Origin of the sequence: Flavobacterium mesophilum, assembly GCF_039581405.1 — a bacterium.
Lineage (GTDB): Bacteria > Bacteroidota > Bacteroidia > Flavobacteriales > Flavobacteriaceae > Flavobacterium.
In genome coordinates this window covers 391,887-408,466 of sequence record NZ_JBCPXZ010000004.1, presented here as the reverse complement: position 1 = coordinate 408,466, position 16,580 = coordinate 391,887, and the positions used below count along the sequence as shown (strand labels likewise).

Sequence of the window (16,580 nt, the reverse complement as noted above, 5' to 3'; positions counted from 1 at the left end):
TTCCAATATCATTGGAAAGTTTTGTTTTTTATGAGCATATAGCAACAAGAATAATTTCTGTTTCTTTTCGTCTTGAATTTAATTGTTTGAAAGGCTCTGATACCGTTAAAAATGTTACTTTTGTCGTCATGGAATTTTCATCAAAATTAATAGAGAAGGCGGTTAATGAAATGTCGCAATTGCCTGGTATTGGCAAACGTACAGCGTTGCGACTAGTGCTTCATTTGCTTAAACAACCAAAAGAGCAAACTGGCTTTTTGTCTCAGGCACTTTTAAATATGCGTGAGAATATTAAATTTTGTGAAAACTGTTATAACATTTCAGATACAAAAGTTTGTGAAATTTGTGCGAATGCCTCTAGAAATCATCAAACTATTTGTGTTGTAGAGGATATTCGTGATGTTATGGCTATTGAAAACACAGGGCAGTATAAAGGAATTTATCACGTGCTGGGAGGGAAGATTTCTCCAATTGAAGGTGTCGGTCCAAGTCAGTTGAATATTTCAAGTTTGGTCGAAAAAGTAAAATCTGGAAAAGTCGTAGAAATTATTTTTGCGCTAAGTTCAACCATGGAAGGCGACACGACAAATTTTTATATCTATAAACAAATTGCAGAATCACAAATTGTAATTTCTACAATTGCAAGAGGGATATCTGTAGGCGATGAATTAGAATATGCTGATGAAGTTACGCTAGGAAGAAGTATCTTGCACCGCGTTCCATTTGAAAAAACATTCAAAAACAATTAAACAAAATCCCCCAAATAAAATATAGATTTTCTGAAGAATAAATGAAAAGCTATATTTGCGATAAAATTTTAACAATGACAAGAAAAAGCTTTTATATCCTGCTGTTGATCAGTACACTTTTTACTTCGTGTATTCCGATTAAAGATTTAGTGTATCTGCAGGATAAAAACACTTCAGAAGATTCAAATACTGTAGCAGCCGTACAAACTAAGCCTTATAGGATTCAGGTAAATGATGTTTTAAGTATCAATTTAAAAGCGATAGATCCTAAATTGGTTTCTATTTTTAATAAAACAGAAAGCGCAAATTTGACTTCAGGAAGATCAGAGGCTGCATTGTATTTTGATGGTTTTACGGTTGATGATCATGGAAATATTAGAATTCCAATTTTGGGAGAAATAAATGTTATAGGTTATACTTTAGAGGAAGTTCGAGTGATAATTGAGAAAAAATTACTTGAAGATTACTTTAAGACAGATGCAAACATATTTGTAACAGTAAAATTGGCTGGATTTAGATATACAATTAATGGTGAGGTAAGTAGCACAGGAACAAAAACACTATTTCAAGAGCATGTAAATATTATGGAAGCTGTTGCAAATGCAGGAGATATTAATACGGTCGGAAATAGAAAAGCGGTTACTATAATTCGCCAAACTCCTACAGGTGTGCAAATGCATGAGATTGATTTGACAGATGTTAATGTAATGAAGTCGCCATATTACTATTTACAACCCAACGATTATATTTATGTTAAGCCATTGCGCCAAAAAACTTGGGGAACTGGGCAAACAGGAATTCAATCAATTGGTACCATTATTACTTTGCTGTCATTGGCAACAACAGTTTATTTAATTATAAAATAATTATCAAAACTATAATTAGACTTAGAAAATGTTAGATATAAAAGATTTTTCGATTTTTGAAAATCAGTCAAGTTTTGATTTTAAAGGTTTGTTGCTGAAAATTCTCAGCTATTGGAAATGGTTTTTAGTTAGTTTAATCATTGCTTTTACAATCGCATATCAAGTAAACATACGAAAAGAAAAGATTTACGGAATGCAGACTTTAATATCAATTAAGGAAGAAAGCAATCCGTTTTTTACTTCAAATACTAGTTTAGTGTTTAACTGGGGAGGGATTTCAGATCAAGTTAATGGAATTACAACCATATTGCAATCAAGGTCTCATAATGAGTTAGTAGTTAGTAAATTACAATATTATATTGATTACTTAACTATGGGCAAGTACAACCTAATCGATTCCTATGGTGCAGTGCCTTTTTATGTTGATATCGATAAATCCAGAGGGCAATTAGCCAATACTCTGATTAAAATTAAGTTCATTAGTGAAAATGTGTATGAGATTCGAATACCATTTGAAAATAATTCCGTTTCGCTTATTAATTATGCTGAAGATTCATATTCTAACACAGCAGTTCAACCAATTGAATTTATAAAAAGATATAAGGTTGGAGAGCAAGTTTCTTTGCCTTTTTTGAATTGGAAACTTCAAATTAATGACAATCCGGGGCTGTATAAAGGCAATGAATATTATGTCAAGTTCAATGATTTTGATGGTACAGTTTCACGTTATAAAGGCATAAATGTAAGTTCTGATGACAAAGGAGGCTCAATATTGACATTGAGCATGCAGGGTACAAATAAAGCAAGACTTGTAGAATACCTCAATGCCACTGTGAGAATGCTGATGAAAATTCAGTTGGACGGTAAAAATCAATTTGCAACCAATACAATAAAATTCATAGACAGTACTCTTGTCGCAATGGAGTCACAATTGAAACAAACTGGAAATGAGTTGAAGTCATTTAGAAAGGACAAAAATATTTATGAATTGGAGGGCGGCGCTGATAAGTTTTCTTCTAGAATAATGGATTTTGACAATCAGAAAGATCAAATTACCAGAAAAATTACGTATTATAACTCTTTACGAGCGTACTTAAATAATAGTGTTGATTATTCAAGATTGCCTGCTCCATCTGTTGCAGGAATTGATGATCCTAATATCGTAGCAAATATTTCTAAATTGATAGGGCTTTCTACACAAAGATCAGAGATGGCTTATGCTGTAAAAAGCGATAAGATTTTTAAAGATTTTGATAATCAAATGGAGGCAGTAAAAAGTGTTTTGTTAGAGAATATCATCTCAGCAAAAGCTTCTTTGATTTATGATTTATCGTTAATAAATGCTAAAATTGGAGAAGCAGAAAATACAGCAAAAAGGTTGCCAGAGGACCAGCAGGAATTGCTGAAAATCAAAAGGAAGTATGATTTAAATGATAACATTTACACTACATTTTTACAAAAAAGAAATGAAGCTGAAATCGTAAGAGCATCCAATTTGTCTGATATTCATTTTATTGATCCAGCTAAAGGTATTAGCGGAGTTTTGGTGGGACCAAAAACTTCAGTAAATTATATATTGGCTTTGTTTTTAGGGATTTTGATTCCCCTTTCTGTCATACTAGTGATTTTTTTTATTAATAACTCTATTCAAAATACAGAAGATGTTACTAAGCTAAGCCAAATACCAATAATTGGTGTAGTTGGCGTTAATAAGGAAGGAGTAAATCTTGCCGTTTTTGATAAACCAAAATCAGCACTTTCTGAATCATTTAGAGCAATACGATCTTCATTACAGTTTTTGTATAAAAAGCAACAAGTTAGCGGGTCAAAAACTTTGATGATTACTTCTTCAATAAGTGGCGAAGGGAAAACATTTTGCTCTATAAACATAGCTACAGTTTTTGCTTTAAGCGAAAAGAAAACAGTCATTGTTGGATTAGATTTAAGAAAACCTAGATTGGCAGACGAGTTTAGTTTGATCAATAAAATTGGAGTCGTGAATTATTTGATTAAGCAAAATAGTCTCGATGAAATTACAAATCCAACTCAGATTCCAAATCTTGATGTTATACTTTCTGGGCCTATTCCGCCAAATCCTTCAGAACTGATTTTGAGCGATGCAATGCGAGAAATGATCGAAGAACTAAAAAAGAAATACGATTATATCATTTTAGATACACCGCCAGTTGGTTTAGTGTCAGATGCTTTGGAGCTATCTCAATATTCTGATGTTACATTGTATATTGTAAGACAGAATTACACTAAAAAAGATATGATTACGTTGTTGAACACAAGGGTTAAAAGAGGTGAATTAAATAACGCAAGTATTGTTTTGAATGGGTATGAAAATAAGGCGAAATATGGTTCTGCGTATGGATATGGCTATGGTTATGGAAATTATTCAAATGGATATCTTGATGATGAGAAAAAGTCAAATTCAGTAAAAACTTTATTTAATAAATTGACGAAGAAATAAATTTGATTTCAATGGAAATAGCAAATCAAAATACTATTTTAATTACGGGTGGAGCAGGATTTATTGGCTCAAATCTTTCCGAATATTTTTTGGCACGCGGCAATAAAGTGATATGTCTGGATAATTTTTCAACCGGTCATCGTCACAATTTGGATAGTTTTATAGGAAATCCAAATTTTAAATTGATAGAAGGCGACATTCGAAATCTATCTGATTGTGTTTTGGCAGTGCAAGGTGCTGATTATGTTTTGCATCAAGCTGCTTTAGGCTCTGTTCCAAGATCAATAAACGATCCGATTACAACAAATGATGTAAATGTTTCTGGGTTTTTGAACATGCTGGTTGCAGCTAGAGATGAAAAAGTAAAGAGATTTGTTTATGCGGCAAGTTCTTCAACGTATGGGGATTCTGTGGGATTGCCTAAAGTCGAAGATGTAATAGGCAAGCCGTTATCTCCATATGCGATTACTAAATATGTAAATGAATTGTATGCTGAGATTTTTAGCAAAACATATGGTTTAGAAACTATCGGCTTGCGGTATTTTAATGTTTTTGGACGCCGACAAGACCCACAAGGCGCTTATGCGGCAGTAATTCCGAAATTTGTTATGCAGATGATGAAGTATGAAAGCCCTGTAATTAATGGTGACGGAAATTATTCAAGAGATTTTACATATATAGAAAATGTAATTCAAATGAATGAATTGGCAATGAAAAGCGTAAATGCAAATGCTGTCAATACTGTTTATAATACAGCTTATGGTGAACGCAATACATTGAATGATTTAGTAGAATATTTGAGAAAATATCTATCAGAATTTGATCCAAAAATTGCTGATGTTCAAATTGTTTATGGTGAAAATAGAGCTGGCGATATTCCTCATTCTTTAGCAAGCATTGAGAAGGCAAAAAATATGCTAGGTTATAATCCAAAATATTCTTTGCAGGAAGGTTTGAAAGAAGCAGTAAGTTGGTACTGGAATAATTTAAAAGAAAAGTAGACTAAGATAATAGTAGAATAAATGAAAATTACAAAAATTTGTTGCATTGGTGCTGGTTATGTTGGTGGTCCAACGATGGCGGTTATTGCTCAAAAATGTCCACATATTCAAGTTACAGTTGTTGACTTGAACGAACAAAGAATTAAAGATTGGAATGATCCGAATACAGAAAATATTCCAATCTATGAACCAGGCTTGTCTAAAATCGTATCAGAAGCTAGAGGAAGAAATCTTTTCTTTTCGACAGATGTTGAAAAAGCAATTGATGAAGCTCAAGTAATTTTTATATCAGTTAACACACCGACCAAAACTTACGGTAAGGGAAAAGGTATGGCGGCTGATTTAAAATATATCGAATTGTGCGCGAGACAAATCGCAAAAGTTTCAAAAGAAAACAAGATAGTTGTAGAGAAATCTACCTTGCCTGTAAGGACAGCGGAAGCTATTAAGAGTATTTTGGACAATACTGGAAATGGTGTTCAATTTCAAATTTTATCAAATCCAGAATTCTTGGCAGAAGGAACAGCAGTGACTGACCTGTTGAATCCAGATCGTATTTTGATTGGAGGAGACACAACACCAGAAGGAGAGAGTGCTATTAAAGCTTTGGTTGATGTTTATGCAAATTGGGTTGATAAAGATAAAATTTTGACAACAAATGTATGGTCATCAGAATTGTCTAAACTTACAGCAAATGCATTTTTGGCGCAACGTATTTCATCAATCAATGCAATGTCTGAGTTGTGTGAAAAGACTGGAGCCAATGTGAATGAAGTAGCAAAAGCAATAGGAATGGACAGTCGAATAGGAGCAAAATTTTTAAAAGCTTCAGTAGGTTTCGGAGGTTCTTGTTTTCAAAAAGATATTTTGAATTTAGTATATATCGCGAAATCTTACGGATTGAATGAAGTAGCTGATTATTGGGAACAAGTAATCATAATGAATGATCATCAAAAAAGAAGATTCTCTAATAAAATTGTTCAAACTTTATACAATACTGTTGCAGATAAGAAAATCACATTTTTAGGATGGGCTTTCAAAAAAGATACAAATGATACAAGGGAGTCGGCAGCGATATATGTTGCAGATGATTTAATTAATGAACAAGCGAATGTTTCAGTATATGATCCTAAAGTTTCACAAAGCAAAATGTTAAGTGATTTGGACTATTTGCAAACGCGATCAAGTGAAGAAAATAGCAAAGCAATAACTGTATACAATGATCCTTATGAGGCTTGTAGAGGCTCACATGCAATTTCAATTCTAACAGAATGGGACGAATTTATTACATATGATTGGCAAAAAATATACGATTCAATGCATAAACCCGCGTTTTTATTTGATGGACGAAATATATTAAATGGAAAAGAACTTGAGTCTATTGGGTTCATTTATAAAGGAATTGGTTCTTAATCAATAATTTATATTGGAGTGAAATTTAATGCAAAGTTAATAATGGAGATAATGTTGGGGATTTTATTTCAATAAATTAGAGTTTATGAATTGGTACGTGCTTTATACGAAACCCAAATGGGAAAAAAAGGTTGCAGAAAGATTGACGCAAATTGGTATTGAATGCTATTGCCCATTAATTACTCAAGTTAAACAATGGTCAGATAGAAAAAAAAAGGTCGAATTGCCTCTTTTTAATTCTTATGTATTTGTGCAACTAGCAGAAATAGACAGAAATTCTGTTTTTAATATTCCCGGGGTCGTAAGATATTTATTTTGGCTCGGAAAACCTGCAATAGTTCGTGATGAAGAAATAAATATAATTAAATCAAGTTTACAAGCTTCGAATGTTAGTGACATTTCGGTATCTTCGATACAAGTAGGGGACAAGATAAAATTGGAGTCTGGAGTATTTAGTAATCAAGATGCAATTGTGCAAGAAGTTTCAAATACACATTATATTTTGGTCCTAGAATCTTTGGGATGTGTATTAAAGATAAAATACAAGTAATTTTGTTTACAGAGAATATAAACAGAAGATAAAAATGCTCAATTTTGAGGTTTTTGTTTTCTGTTTTTTTTATAATGATTTTTTTTACATGCTGATAAATAGTTAGTTGGGTTTTTAAAAATTTTCTTATTTTTTTGTTTTAATAGTATTACGGGAAACCGTATTGAATAAATTGAGTTATTATCTTATATTTGCCGTGAATACACTTTTTTTAGTAAACCGAGCAATTAAATGGGACTTGGAATGGCGAAGCCATGTGTTGTTATGATTAATGCTAATATTTTTTAAATGAACGAAAACATAAAAATAGCTGTTATAGGTTTGGGTTATGTTGGTCTTCCTTTAGCACGTTTATTTGCTACAAAATATCAAGTTATTGGATTTGATATTAACAAATCGAGAGTTGCGAGTTTAAAATCTGGAATAGATTCGACTCTGGAAGTTGATCAAGAAACTTTGCAAAAAGTATTAATTGATAATCCTGAAAAAGAATCAGGGTTGTACTGTACAAATTTTTCTGAGGATATTGCAGATTGTAATTATTTCATTATTACAGTCCCAACACCTGTTGATAAAAATAATCGTCCTGATTTGACACCGCTTTATAAATCTAGTGAAACTGTTGGTGCTGTTTTAAAAAAAGGAGATATAGTTATCTATGAATCAACAGTATATCCAGGTGTGACAGAAGAACAATGCGTACCGGTTTTAGAACGAATTTCAGGACTTGAATTTAATGTTGATTTTTACGCAGGATATTCTCCTGAGCGTATCAATCCTGGAGATAAAGAACATACTGTTGAGAAAATTTTAAAAGTAACTTCCGGTTCTACTCCAGAAATTGGTTTAAGAGTAGATGCTTTATACAAATCTGTAATTACTGCAGGAACACATTTGGCACCTACAATTAAAGTTGCTGAAGCTGCCAAAGTGATAGAAAATTCTCAGAGAGACATTAATATTGCTTTTGTAAATGAGCTAGCCAAGATATTCAATTTGATGAATATTGATACTCAAGAAGTATTAGCGGCAGCAGCCACAAAATGGAATTTTTTGCCATTCAAACCTGGATTGGTAGGTGGGCATTGTATTGGGGTTGACCCATATTATTTGGCACAACGAGCTCAAGAGTTCGGATATCATCCTGAAATAATTTTAGCAGGACGACGTTTGAATGATAGTATGGGCGAATATGTAGCTTCGCAGATCGTGAAGTTAATGATAAAAAAAGGTATTTCTGTTAATGGAGCTGAATTGTTAATGCTTGGAATTACTTTCAAGGAGAATTGCCCTGACGTCAGGAATACTAAAATTGTTGATGTTGTAAAAGCTTTAAAAGAATATGGCATCTTAGTTACAGTATTCGATCCGCTTGCAAATGCAGATGATGTAATAAAAGAATATAATTTAATAACATTAAACACTATTCCAAGCAATAAATTTGATGCAATAGTTCTAGGAGTTTCACATGTTGAGTTTTTAGAGTTAGATTTTTCAAGCTTGCAGAAAGAAAAAAGTTTAATTTATGATATAAAAGGAGTTTTGGGTGCTATAGCTGACAATAGATTATAGTTTCCAAAATTCTTTTTTTTATTTAGAAATATGGGTACAAAAAAATTAATTACGCATGTAATTTTGACTGGTGGAGTAGGAAGCAGATTGTGGCCTCTTTCTCGTAAAAGTCAGCCGAAACAATATTTAGAAATATTTGAAGGGAAATCTTTATTTGAAATGACAGTCAATCGTAATAGTCATTTGGCAAATAAAGTTATGGTGGTAGGAAATGTTGACAATCATCATTTAAGTGGAAAAGTGATGGAAAAGGCTTCAACATTATATACAAATATTGTTGAAGCAACTCCTAGAAATACAGCTGCCGCGATTGCTTTTGCGGCATTTGCTTCAGATCCTGAAGATATCTTGATTATAACGCCATCAGATCATATTATTGATTTAATGGATAACTACAATAGTGCCATTAATGAAGCTATTTCAAAAGCAAATGATGGCTATATAGTAACATTTGGAGTAATTCCAACGAAACCTGAAACAGGATACGGCTATATCGAATCAAAAGGAGATACTGTAATATCGTTCCGTGAAAAACCAAATGAAACGACTGCAAAAGAATTTATTGCGAGAGGTAATTTTTTATGGAATAGTGGGATGTTTTGTTTTAAAGCTGGTGTTCTTTTAGAGGAACTAAAGCAATTTCAGCCTGATGTTTATGAAAAATCAAAAGCTGTTTGGGAAGCAAATAAAGATGGTTTTCTGGATCTGGATTTATCATTAGAAATACCTTCAATCAGTATTGATTATGCAGTAATGGAGCGTAGTAAAAAAATTAAAGTCGTGCCTGCTTCATTTTCTTGGTCAGATTTAGGATCGTTTGAATCGGTTTATGATTATTTAATTTCAAAAGGACATCCAGTTGATAAAAATGGAAATATGGTAATTGGATGTGATTTGCATACTACTTTTTTAGGATTAAAAAATACAATTTTTGTTCACACAGCTTCTGCTAATTTAATTCTGCAAAAAGAAAATTCACAAGATGTAAAAGATATTTACAGCGAGTTAGAAAAACAGAACTCAGAATTATTAAACTAAATCTAAATTTAAAAATGAAAAAAATACTTATAACTGGCGGTGCTGGTTTTATTGGGTCACATGTTGTAAGACGTTTTGTTAATAAATATCCAGAATATCAAATTTTTAATTTGGATGCTTTAACTTATGCTGGAAATCTTGAAAATATTAAAGATATTGAAAATCAACCTAATTATACTTTTGTAAAAGGTGATATAGTTGATGCAAATTTTATCGATAAACTTTTTTCTGAACATAATTTTGATGGTGTTTTGCATTTAGCTGCAGAATCTCACGTTGATCGTTCAATTGAAGATCCGCTTGCATTTGTGAAAACAAATGTTATTGGAACAATGAATTTGTTAAATGCTGCAAAAAATCAATGGAAAGGAAATTTTGATGGTAAAAGATTTTACCACATTAGTACAGATGAAGTATATGGCTCTCTTGGTGCTGATGGTTTATTTACAGAAACAACTCCTTATGATCCTAATTCTCCTTATTCTGCATCTAAAGCGAGTTCAGATCACTTTGTAAGAGCATATGGAGAAACTTATGGTTTGCCTTATGTTTTGACAAACTGTTCAAATAATTATGGATCATACCATTTTCCTGAAAAATTAATTCCGCTTTTTATAAACAATATCATAAACAATAAACCTCTGCCAGTTTATGGTGATGGTAATTATACGCGCGATTGGCTTTTTGTTGAAGATCATGCGATAGCGATTGATTTGGTATTTCATGAAGGTAAAAATCATGAAACTTATAATATTGGAGGTTTCAATGAGTGGAAGAACATTGATTTGGTAAAATTACTTTGCCATATTATGGATAATAAATTAGGAAGGGAAACTGGAACATCTGAAAAATTAATTACCTACGTAAAAGATAGACCTGGGCATGATTTGCGTTATGCGATTGATGCGTCAAAAATCAATAAAGAATTAGGTTGGAAGCCATCTGTGACTTTTGAAGAAGGTTTGGAAAGAACAATTAATTGGTATTTGGATAACGAGGAGTGGCTGAAAAATGTTACTTCAGGGGCTTATAAAGAGTATTATCAGAAGCAATACTCATAAATTACTAAATAATTTAAGATTATATAATTTATTCTATATGAAGAAAATAACTTACGTTCTTACTCTATTATTTGTTTTTGCATTTTCATTTAGTGTTCATGCGCAAGACTTGTTAAAATCAAAAGACTTAAGCACAGTAAAAGTTGACTATTTGTCAGATGATGACTTGGCTAAAATTAGCGCCCAATTAAAAAGTAATAATGCAACTCTTGATCAAGTTGAGCCAATGGCTTTATCAAAAGGTATGAGTCAAACTGAGTTTAATAAATTAAGAATTAAACTTGCAGAATACGAAAAGAAAATCGCTAAAGATTCTGATAAGAATAAAGATTCAGAGAAAGAAAATAAGTTAAAGAAAACTGATAAAGATTCTGAGTTTGGTCGAAAACAGGAAAAAATCAAAAATGATAAGGTAAAAGATTCATTAAATGCTTTGATTTTTGGTTCGGAATTATTTGATAATCCAACATTAAATTTTGAGCCAGATTTAAAATTAGCAACACCAATGAATTATGTTTTAGGTCCTGGTGATGAATTACAAGTTAGTGTCTATGGAGTTCAGGAGTATAATGCTAGTATTCCAGTAAGTGTTGAAGGCAGAATAACAATTGATTATGTTGGTCAAATTGCGGTTTCTGGAATGACAATAGAAGCAGCTACTCAAAAGATCAAAGCAGCAATTGCAAGAGTATATAGCACAGTAAGATCTGGACAATCGCAAGTTAGTGTTAGTTTGAGCGGCATTAGAACTATTAAAGTTACTATTGTCGGCGGAAAACAACCTGGGAATTATTCAATTTCATCACTAGCGACTGTTTACAATGCATTGCATTTAGCTGGTGGTCCAGGAAAAAATGGAAGTTATCGAAATATTGAGTTGCTAAGAAATAATAAAGTTTATAGAAATATTGATATTTATAAATTTTTAGTAAAAGGAGATCAATCTGATAACGTAACATTAAAAGATAATGATGTCATTAGAATTCCTTCTTATACAGATAGAGTTGTAGTTGAAGGAGAAGTAAAGCGCCCTGGAATTTTCGAAATGAAAAAAGGCGAAAAATTCTCTGATTTATTAAATTTTGCTTCAGGATTTAATGAGTTCGCCTATACGGCTTCTGTAAATGTTTTGCAAAAAACAGGAAAAGAATTTAAAGTTCATGACATTAACGAAAGCGAATATGGCCAGTATATTCCACAATCAGGAGATGTCTTTAAGGTTACTAAGATTTTAAATCGTTTTGAAAATCGTATTAAAATTGAAGGAGCAGTTTTTAGACCAGATTATTACTCTTATAATGAAGGAATGAGAATTTCTGATCTGATTACCAGAGCAGAAGGACTTAAGGAAGATGCATACACAAAAAGAGCAAGAATTATTCGATTAAAAACAGATTTAACTACTGAAATTGTAAATGTAGATTTAGCAGGTGCATTATCAGGAGATCTAAATTCGGATATTGAATTAAAGAGAGAAGATATTGTAACGGTATATTCTATTCTAGAGTTCAGAGAAGAATATAAAGTAACAATTGACGGCGAAGTAAAAAATCCTGGTGAATATGAGTATTTTGAAAATTTGACTTTAAACGATTTAGTAGTTCAAGTAGGTGGTCTTACCGGTTCAGCATCAAAAAGGGTTGAAATTGCTAGAATGGTAAAGTCTGATGTTATTGATGATGCCGATCCAAAACGCGTTGAATTAGTTGAACTTGAAATTACAGCAGATAACAATGAACAAGTTAAAAACTTTCTTCTAAAACCTTTTGATGTAATTAACATTCGTAAAATGGCTGTATATGAAAAACCACAGATGGTTTTAGTTTCAGGAGCAGTTGGATATCCGGGTAAATATGTTTTGGCCAATAAAAAAGAAACGGTTTATAATGTTGTTATGAGGGCAGGAGGTTTGACATCGATAGCAAATTTGGATGGAATGAAAATTAAGAGACCCATCAAACAAGAACAGATTGAAAAAATTGAAAGTATAGATTTGAATTTATCTAAAAATGATACTTTAAAGGAAAAGTTGACCAAAAAATTAAAGGAAGATTTGAAATATGCAACAATTCCAGTGAACTGGGAAAAAATTGTAAAAGATAAAAATCATTATTCAAATGTCACGTTATTTCCAGGTGATGAAATTGAAGTTTCGATTTACAATGAAGGAGTTAAAGTCACAGGAAATGTATTGTTAACTTCTGAAATTCCTTATCGAAACGGTAAAGGGTTCAAATATTATATAGATGCAGTTGGCGGCGTGGATCATAAAGGATGGAAGAAAAAAGCATATATAATTTATCCTAACGGAAAAGCATCAGTTACAAAATCATTTTTATTTTTTAGGTCTTATCCTACTGTTCAGCCAGATTCTCAAATTGTTGTTCCTGAAAAACCAGAAACTAAAAAGATGAGTACGGGTGAATGGGTTAGTATCGGTAGCGTACTTACAAGCTTGGCGTTATTAATAGTAACTGCTTTTAAATAATTTTCTTTATGGAAAAAAGAATTACAGAAAATAATGAAATTTCGATAAAGGAATTGATTAACAAAGGAAAAGAATGGTATACTTATTTGCTTTCTAAATGGAAAATTATTGCATGTGCAGGAATTATAGGAGCAACATTAGGATTAACATATTCACTTTTTAAAAAACCAATTTATACTGCAACGCTTTCTTTTGCATTAGAAGATGATAAATCTGGCGGAGCTAATATAGGAGGAGCTTTAGGTTTAGCAAGTTCTTTTGGTTTAGATTTAGGAGGAAGTGGTGGTGGAATATTTACGGGTTCTAATTTAGCAGAATTGTTCAAATCGCGAACTATGGTAGAGAAAACATTATTGTCTCCTGTTAAGTTGAATGGGAAAGATATTTCTATCGCTGAATTATATATTCAAAATAATAATTGGCGTGAATCTTGGAATAACAACCCATCTTTAAATAAGATCCAGTTTTCACCATTTGCAGATCGAAAAAACTTTACAAGGGTTCAGGATAGTATTTTGGGAATAATGTATAATAATTTATCGAAATCAGGTTTGTCAGTCTATCAAAAAGATAAGAAAATTTCGATTATAACTATGGATGTTAGTTCTACTAATGAATTTTTTGCAAAAATATTTTGTGAAACATTGGCTAAGCAAGTAGGTAAATTTTATATAGAAACTAAAAGCAAAAAAGCTCGAATGAATATGGCTATTTTAGAGCATCAGGTTGATTCTATACGTAGTGAGCTTAATAGTGCCATTAGTGGGGTAGCTATCGCCAATGATAATACTTTTAATTTGAACCCTGCACTCAATATCCGTAGAGCCCCATCAGTTAAAAGACAAGTTGATGTTCAGGCAAATACTGCAATTTTGACGGAATTAGTCAAGCAAGCAGAATTAGCTAAAGTAACTTTGCGTAAAGAAACTCCTTTAATTCAAGTTATTGACAGGCCTATTTTACCGTTGTCAAAAGAGCGTGTAGGTATGGCAAAAGGTATGTTCTTTGGAGGTCTTGTTGCGGCAGTTCTAACTCTGTTGTATTTAGTGGTTAGAAGAATTTTAAAAAATATAGAATGTTGAGAATACTTATTACAGGAGGTGCTGGTTTTATAGGATCTAATTTATCAGAATACTTTTTAAACAAAGGATATAAAGTAACTTGTCTTGATAATTTTTCGACAGGACATAGGCATAACATTTTGTCTTTCTTAGAAAATCCTAATTACAATTTGATTGAGGGGGATATTCGTAATTTATCAGATTGTGAAAAGGCCGTTGAAGGAGTTGATTATGTATTGCATCAAGCAGCTTTAGGGTCTGTCCCACGTTCAATCAATGATCCAATTACAACCAACGATGTAAATGTTTCAGGTTTTTTAAATATGCTCACTTCTGCTCGTGATGCTAAAGTTAAACGTTTCATATATGCTGCTAGCTCCTCTACTTATGGAGATTCTAAAGAATTGCCAAAAATTGAAGATGTAATTGGGAAACCGCTTTCTCCATATGCAGTAACTAAATATGTTAACGAATTATATGCTAATATTTTTAGTAGCACTTATGGTTTGGAAGTTATCGGACTGCGTTACTTTAACGTATTTGGAAGGAAACAAGATCCTAAAGGTGCTTATGCCGCAGTTATACCGAAGTTTGTTATGCAATTTATGAATTACGAAAGTCCTGTTATTAATGGTGATGGAAATTATTCAAGAGATTTTACATATATTGATAATGTGATTCAAATGAATGAGCTAGCGATAGAAACGAAAAACCCTGAAGCTATTAATACAGTTTACAATACTGCTTTTGGCGACCGTACAACATTATTGGAGTTGGTTGGTTATATAAAAAAATATTTATCTGATTTTGATAGTAAAATTGATAATGTTGAAGTTTTACATGGACCGGACAGAATTGGAGATATTCCTCACTCATTAGCCAGCATTGAAAAGGCAAAAAAATTATTAGGATACGAACCAAAGTTTTCTATTCAAGAAGGATTGAAAGAGGCTGTAACTTGGTATTATAATAATTTAAAATAAAATAAAATTAATCTTTTTAGGGATTATTTAATACTTAAATTTTTAAAATGAAAAAAATTGCCATTATAGGGCTAGGTTACGTAGGACTTCCTTTAGCTAGATTATTTGCAACTAAATATCCTACTGTGGGATTTGATATAAATAAGACTAGAATCGGAGAATTAAATACTGGATACGATAGTACTTTTGAAGTTGATTCTAATGAGTTAAAAGAGGTTTTGATGACTGAATCTTCTAATGAAAAAGGACTTTTTTGCACAGACGATTTATCAATTTTAAAAGAATGCAACATATATATAGTTACTGTTCCTACTCCAGTAGATAAGAATAACAGACCAGATTTAACTCCATTATATAAAGCTAGCGAAACTGTTGGAGCTGTTTTGAAAAAAGGAGATATTGTAATATATGAATCTACTGTATATCCAGGTGTAACAGAAGAAGAATGTGTACCTGTCCTTGAAAAAGTATCTGGATTGAAATTTAATATTGATTTTTTTGCAGGATATTCTCCAGAAAGGATTAATCCTGGAGATAAAGAACATACTGTCGAAAAAATTTTAAAAGTTACTGCAGGTTCCAATCCTGAAATTGGAATTGTTGTAGACGAGTTGTATAAAAGTGTTATTACTGCGGGTACGCATTTAGCACCCAGTATTAAAGTAGCTGAAGCAGCTAAAGTTATCGAAAATTCCCAACGTGATATTAATATAGCATTTGTCAATGAGTTAGCCAAGATATTTAACTTAATGAATATTGATACGCATGCAGTTCTTGAGGCAGCGAAAACAAAATGGAATTTTTTACCTTTTCAACCTGGACTAGTTGGTGGACATTGCATTGGAGTTGATCCGTATTATTTAGCACAACGTGCTCAGGAGTTTGGATATCATCCAGAAATAATATTAGCAGGTCGAAGGCTAAATGATAGTATGGGAGAATATATTGCGTCAAGGGTTGTTAAGTTGATGATAAAGAAAGGTATAACAGTAAATGGTGCAAATCTTTTAATGCTTGGAATTACTTTTAAAGAAAATTGCCCTGATGTACGTAATACCAAAATTGTAGATATGGTTGGTGCTTTGGAAGATTATGGAATTGCTCTTACTATATATGACCCTTGGGCTAGCCCCGCTGAAGTAAAGCATGAATACAATATTGTAAGTACACAGTCATTGCCTGACCAACAATTTGATGCTGTCGTTTTGGGCGTTGCTCATAAAGAATTTCAAAATCTTAATATTAGTAAGCTTCAGAAAAAAACAGCTGTTGTTTATGATGTAAAAGGGATTTTAAAGGAACAAGTTGATGGACGGTTGTAA

13 protein-coding genes are annotated in these 16,580 nt (G+C 32.1%); all 13 read left to right on the top strand.

The window, feature by feature from the left end:
- Positions 1-128: 128 nt before the first annotated feature.
- Positions 129-749, top strand: coding sequence for a recombination mediator RecR (recR, locus tag AAYQ19_RS15025; RefSeq protein WP_343537510.1), 621 nt, complete (start codon positions 129-131; stop codon positions 747-749).
- A gap of 74 nt (positions 750-823) precedes the next feature.
- On the top strand, positions 824-1,615 hold the full coding sequence (locus AAYQ19_RS15020) for a polysaccharide biosynthesis/export family protein (RefSeq protein ID WP_343537329.1): 792 nt from the start codon (positions 824-826) through the stop codon (positions 1,613-1,615).
- Positions 1,616-1,643: 28 nt separating this feature from the next.
- Complete coding sequence (locus AAYQ19_RS15015) at positions 1,644-4,091, top strand: exopolysaccharide transport family protein (protein ID WP_343537328.1); 2,448 nt, start codon at positions 1,644-1,646, stop codon at positions 4,089-4,091.
- 11 nt (positions 4,092-4,102) lie between these two features.
- Positions 4,103-5,092 carry an SDR family oxidoreductase gene (locus AAYQ19_RS15010; RefSeq protein ID WP_343537326.1) on the top strand — a complete coding sequence of 330 codons (990 nt, stop codon included), beginning with the start codon at positions 4,103-4,105 and terminating at the stop codon, positions 5,090-5,092.
- A gap of 21 nt (positions 5,093-5,113) precedes the next feature.
- Complete coding sequence (locus tag AAYQ19_RS15005; protein WP_343537325.1) at positions 5,114-6,505, top strand: UDP-glucose 6-dehydrogenase; 1,392 nt, start codon at positions 5,114-5,116, stop codon at positions 6,503-6,505.
- Positions 6,506-6,590: 85 nt separating this feature from the next.
- Positions 6,591-7,055, top strand: coding sequence for a UpxY family transcription antiterminator (locus AAYQ19_RS15000; protein WP_343537324.1), 465 nt, complete (start codon positions 6,591-6,593; stop codon positions 7,053-7,055).
- A gap of 288 nt (positions 7,056-7,343) precedes the next feature.
- Positions 7,344-8,627 (top strand): nucleotide sugar dehydrogenase, encoded by a 1,284-nt coding sequence (locus AAYQ19_RS14995; RefSeq protein WP_343537322.1) that lies wholly within the window; start codon positions 7,344-7,346, stop codon positions 8,625-8,627.
- Between the two features lie 30 nt (positions 8,628-8,657).
- Complete coding sequence (locus tag AAYQ19_RS14990) at positions 8,658-9,665, top strand: mannose-1-phosphate guanylyltransferase (RefSeq protein ID WP_343537321.1); 1,008 nt, start codon at positions 8,658-8,660, stop codon at positions 9,663-9,665.
- Positions 9,666-9,679: 14 nt separating this feature from the next.
- Entirely contained in the window at positions 9,680-10,726 is a 1,047-nt protein-coding gene (gene rfbB / locus AAYQ19_RS14985; RefSeq protein ID WP_343537320.1) for a dTDP-glucose 4,6-dehydratase, read from the top strand.
- A gap of 37 nt (positions 10,727-10,763) precedes the next feature.
- Positions 10,764-13,214, top strand: a complete 2,451-nt coding sequence (locus tag AAYQ19_RS14980) for an SLBB domain-containing protein (protein ID WP_343537319.1) — start codon at positions 10,764-10,766, stop codon at positions 13,212-13,214.
- 8 nt (positions 13,215-13,222) lie between these two features.
- Positions 13,223-14,296: a Wzz/FepE/Etk N-terminal domain-containing protein gene (locus tag AAYQ19_RS14975; RefSeq protein ID WP_343537317.1), complete on the top strand. Its 1,074-nt coding sequence runs from the start codon at positions 13,223-13,225 to the stop codon at positions 14,294-14,296.
- The gene (locus AAYQ19_RS14970; RefSeq protein WP_343537316.1) at positions 14,290-15,258 is read left to right on the top strand and encodes an SDR family oxidoreductase; all 969 of its coding nucleotides are present in this window, start codon (positions 14,290-14,292) and stop codon (positions 15,256-15,258) included. The genes AAYQ19_RS14975 and AAYQ19_RS14970 overlap by 7 nt, the downstream gene beginning before the upstream one ends.
- A 47-nt stretch (positions 15,259-15,305) precedes the next feature.
- On the top strand, positions 15,306-16,580 hold the full coding sequence (locus tag AAYQ19_RS14965; RefSeq protein WP_343537314.1) for a nucleotide sugar dehydrogenase: 1,275 nt from the start codon (positions 15,306-15,308) through the stop codon (positions 16,578-16,580).

Excerpts from the sequence above, each read along its gene's own strand:
- AAYQ19_RS14990 (WP_343537321.1), top strand. The coding sequence starts at position 8,658 with ATGGGTACAAAAAAATTAATTACGCATGTAATTTTGACTGGTGGAGTA.
- AAYQ19_RS15010 (WP_343537326.1), top strand. The coding sequence starts at position 4,103 with ATGGAAATAGCAAATCAAAATACTATTTTAATTACGGGTGGAGCAGGA.
- AAYQ19_RS14980 (WP_343537319.1), top strand. The coding sequence starts at position 10,764 with ATGAAGAAAATAACTTACGTTCTTACTCTATTATTTGTTTTTGCATTT.
- recR (WP_343537510.1), top strand. The coding sequence starts at position 129 with ATGGAATTTTCATCAAAATTAATAGAGAAGGCGGTTAATGAAATGTCG.
- AAYQ19_RS14975 (WP_343537317.1), top strand. The coding sequence starts at position 13,223 with ATGGAAAAAAGAATTACAGAAAATAATGAAATTTCGATAAAGGAATTG.
- AAYQ19_RS15015 (WP_343537328.1), top strand. The coding sequence starts at position 1,644 with ATGTTAGATATAAAAGATTTTTCGATTTTTGAAAATCAGTCAAGTTTT.
- AAYQ19_RS15005 (WP_343537325.1), top strand. The coding sequence starts at position 5,114 with ATGAAAATTACAAAAATTTGTTGCATTGGTGCTGGTTATGTTGGTGGT.
- AAYQ19_RS15020 (WP_343537329.1), top strand. The coding sequence starts at position 824 with ATGACAAGAAAAAGCTTTTATATCCTGCTGTTGATCAGTACACTTTTT.
- AAYQ19_RS15000 (WP_343537324.1), top strand. The coding sequence starts at position 6,591 with ATGAATTGGTACGTGCTTTATACGAAACCCAAATGGGAAAAAAAGGTT.
- AAYQ19_RS14995 (WP_343537322.1), top strand. The coding sequence starts at position 7,344 with ATGAACGAAAACATAAAAATAGCTGTTATAGGTTTGGGTTATGTTGGT.
- AAYQ19_RS14965 (WP_343537314.1), top strand. The coding sequence starts at position 15,306 with ATGAAAAAAATTGCCATTATAGGGCTAGGTTACGTAGGACTTCCTTTA.
- rfbB (WP_343537320.1), top strand. The coding sequence starts at position 9,680 with ATGAAAAAAATACTTATAACTGGCGGTGCTGGTTTTATTGGGTCACAT.
- AAYQ19_RS14970 (WP_343537316.1), top strand. The coding sequence starts at position 14,290 with ATGTTGAGAATACTTATTACAGGAGGTGCTGGTTTTATAGGATCTAAT.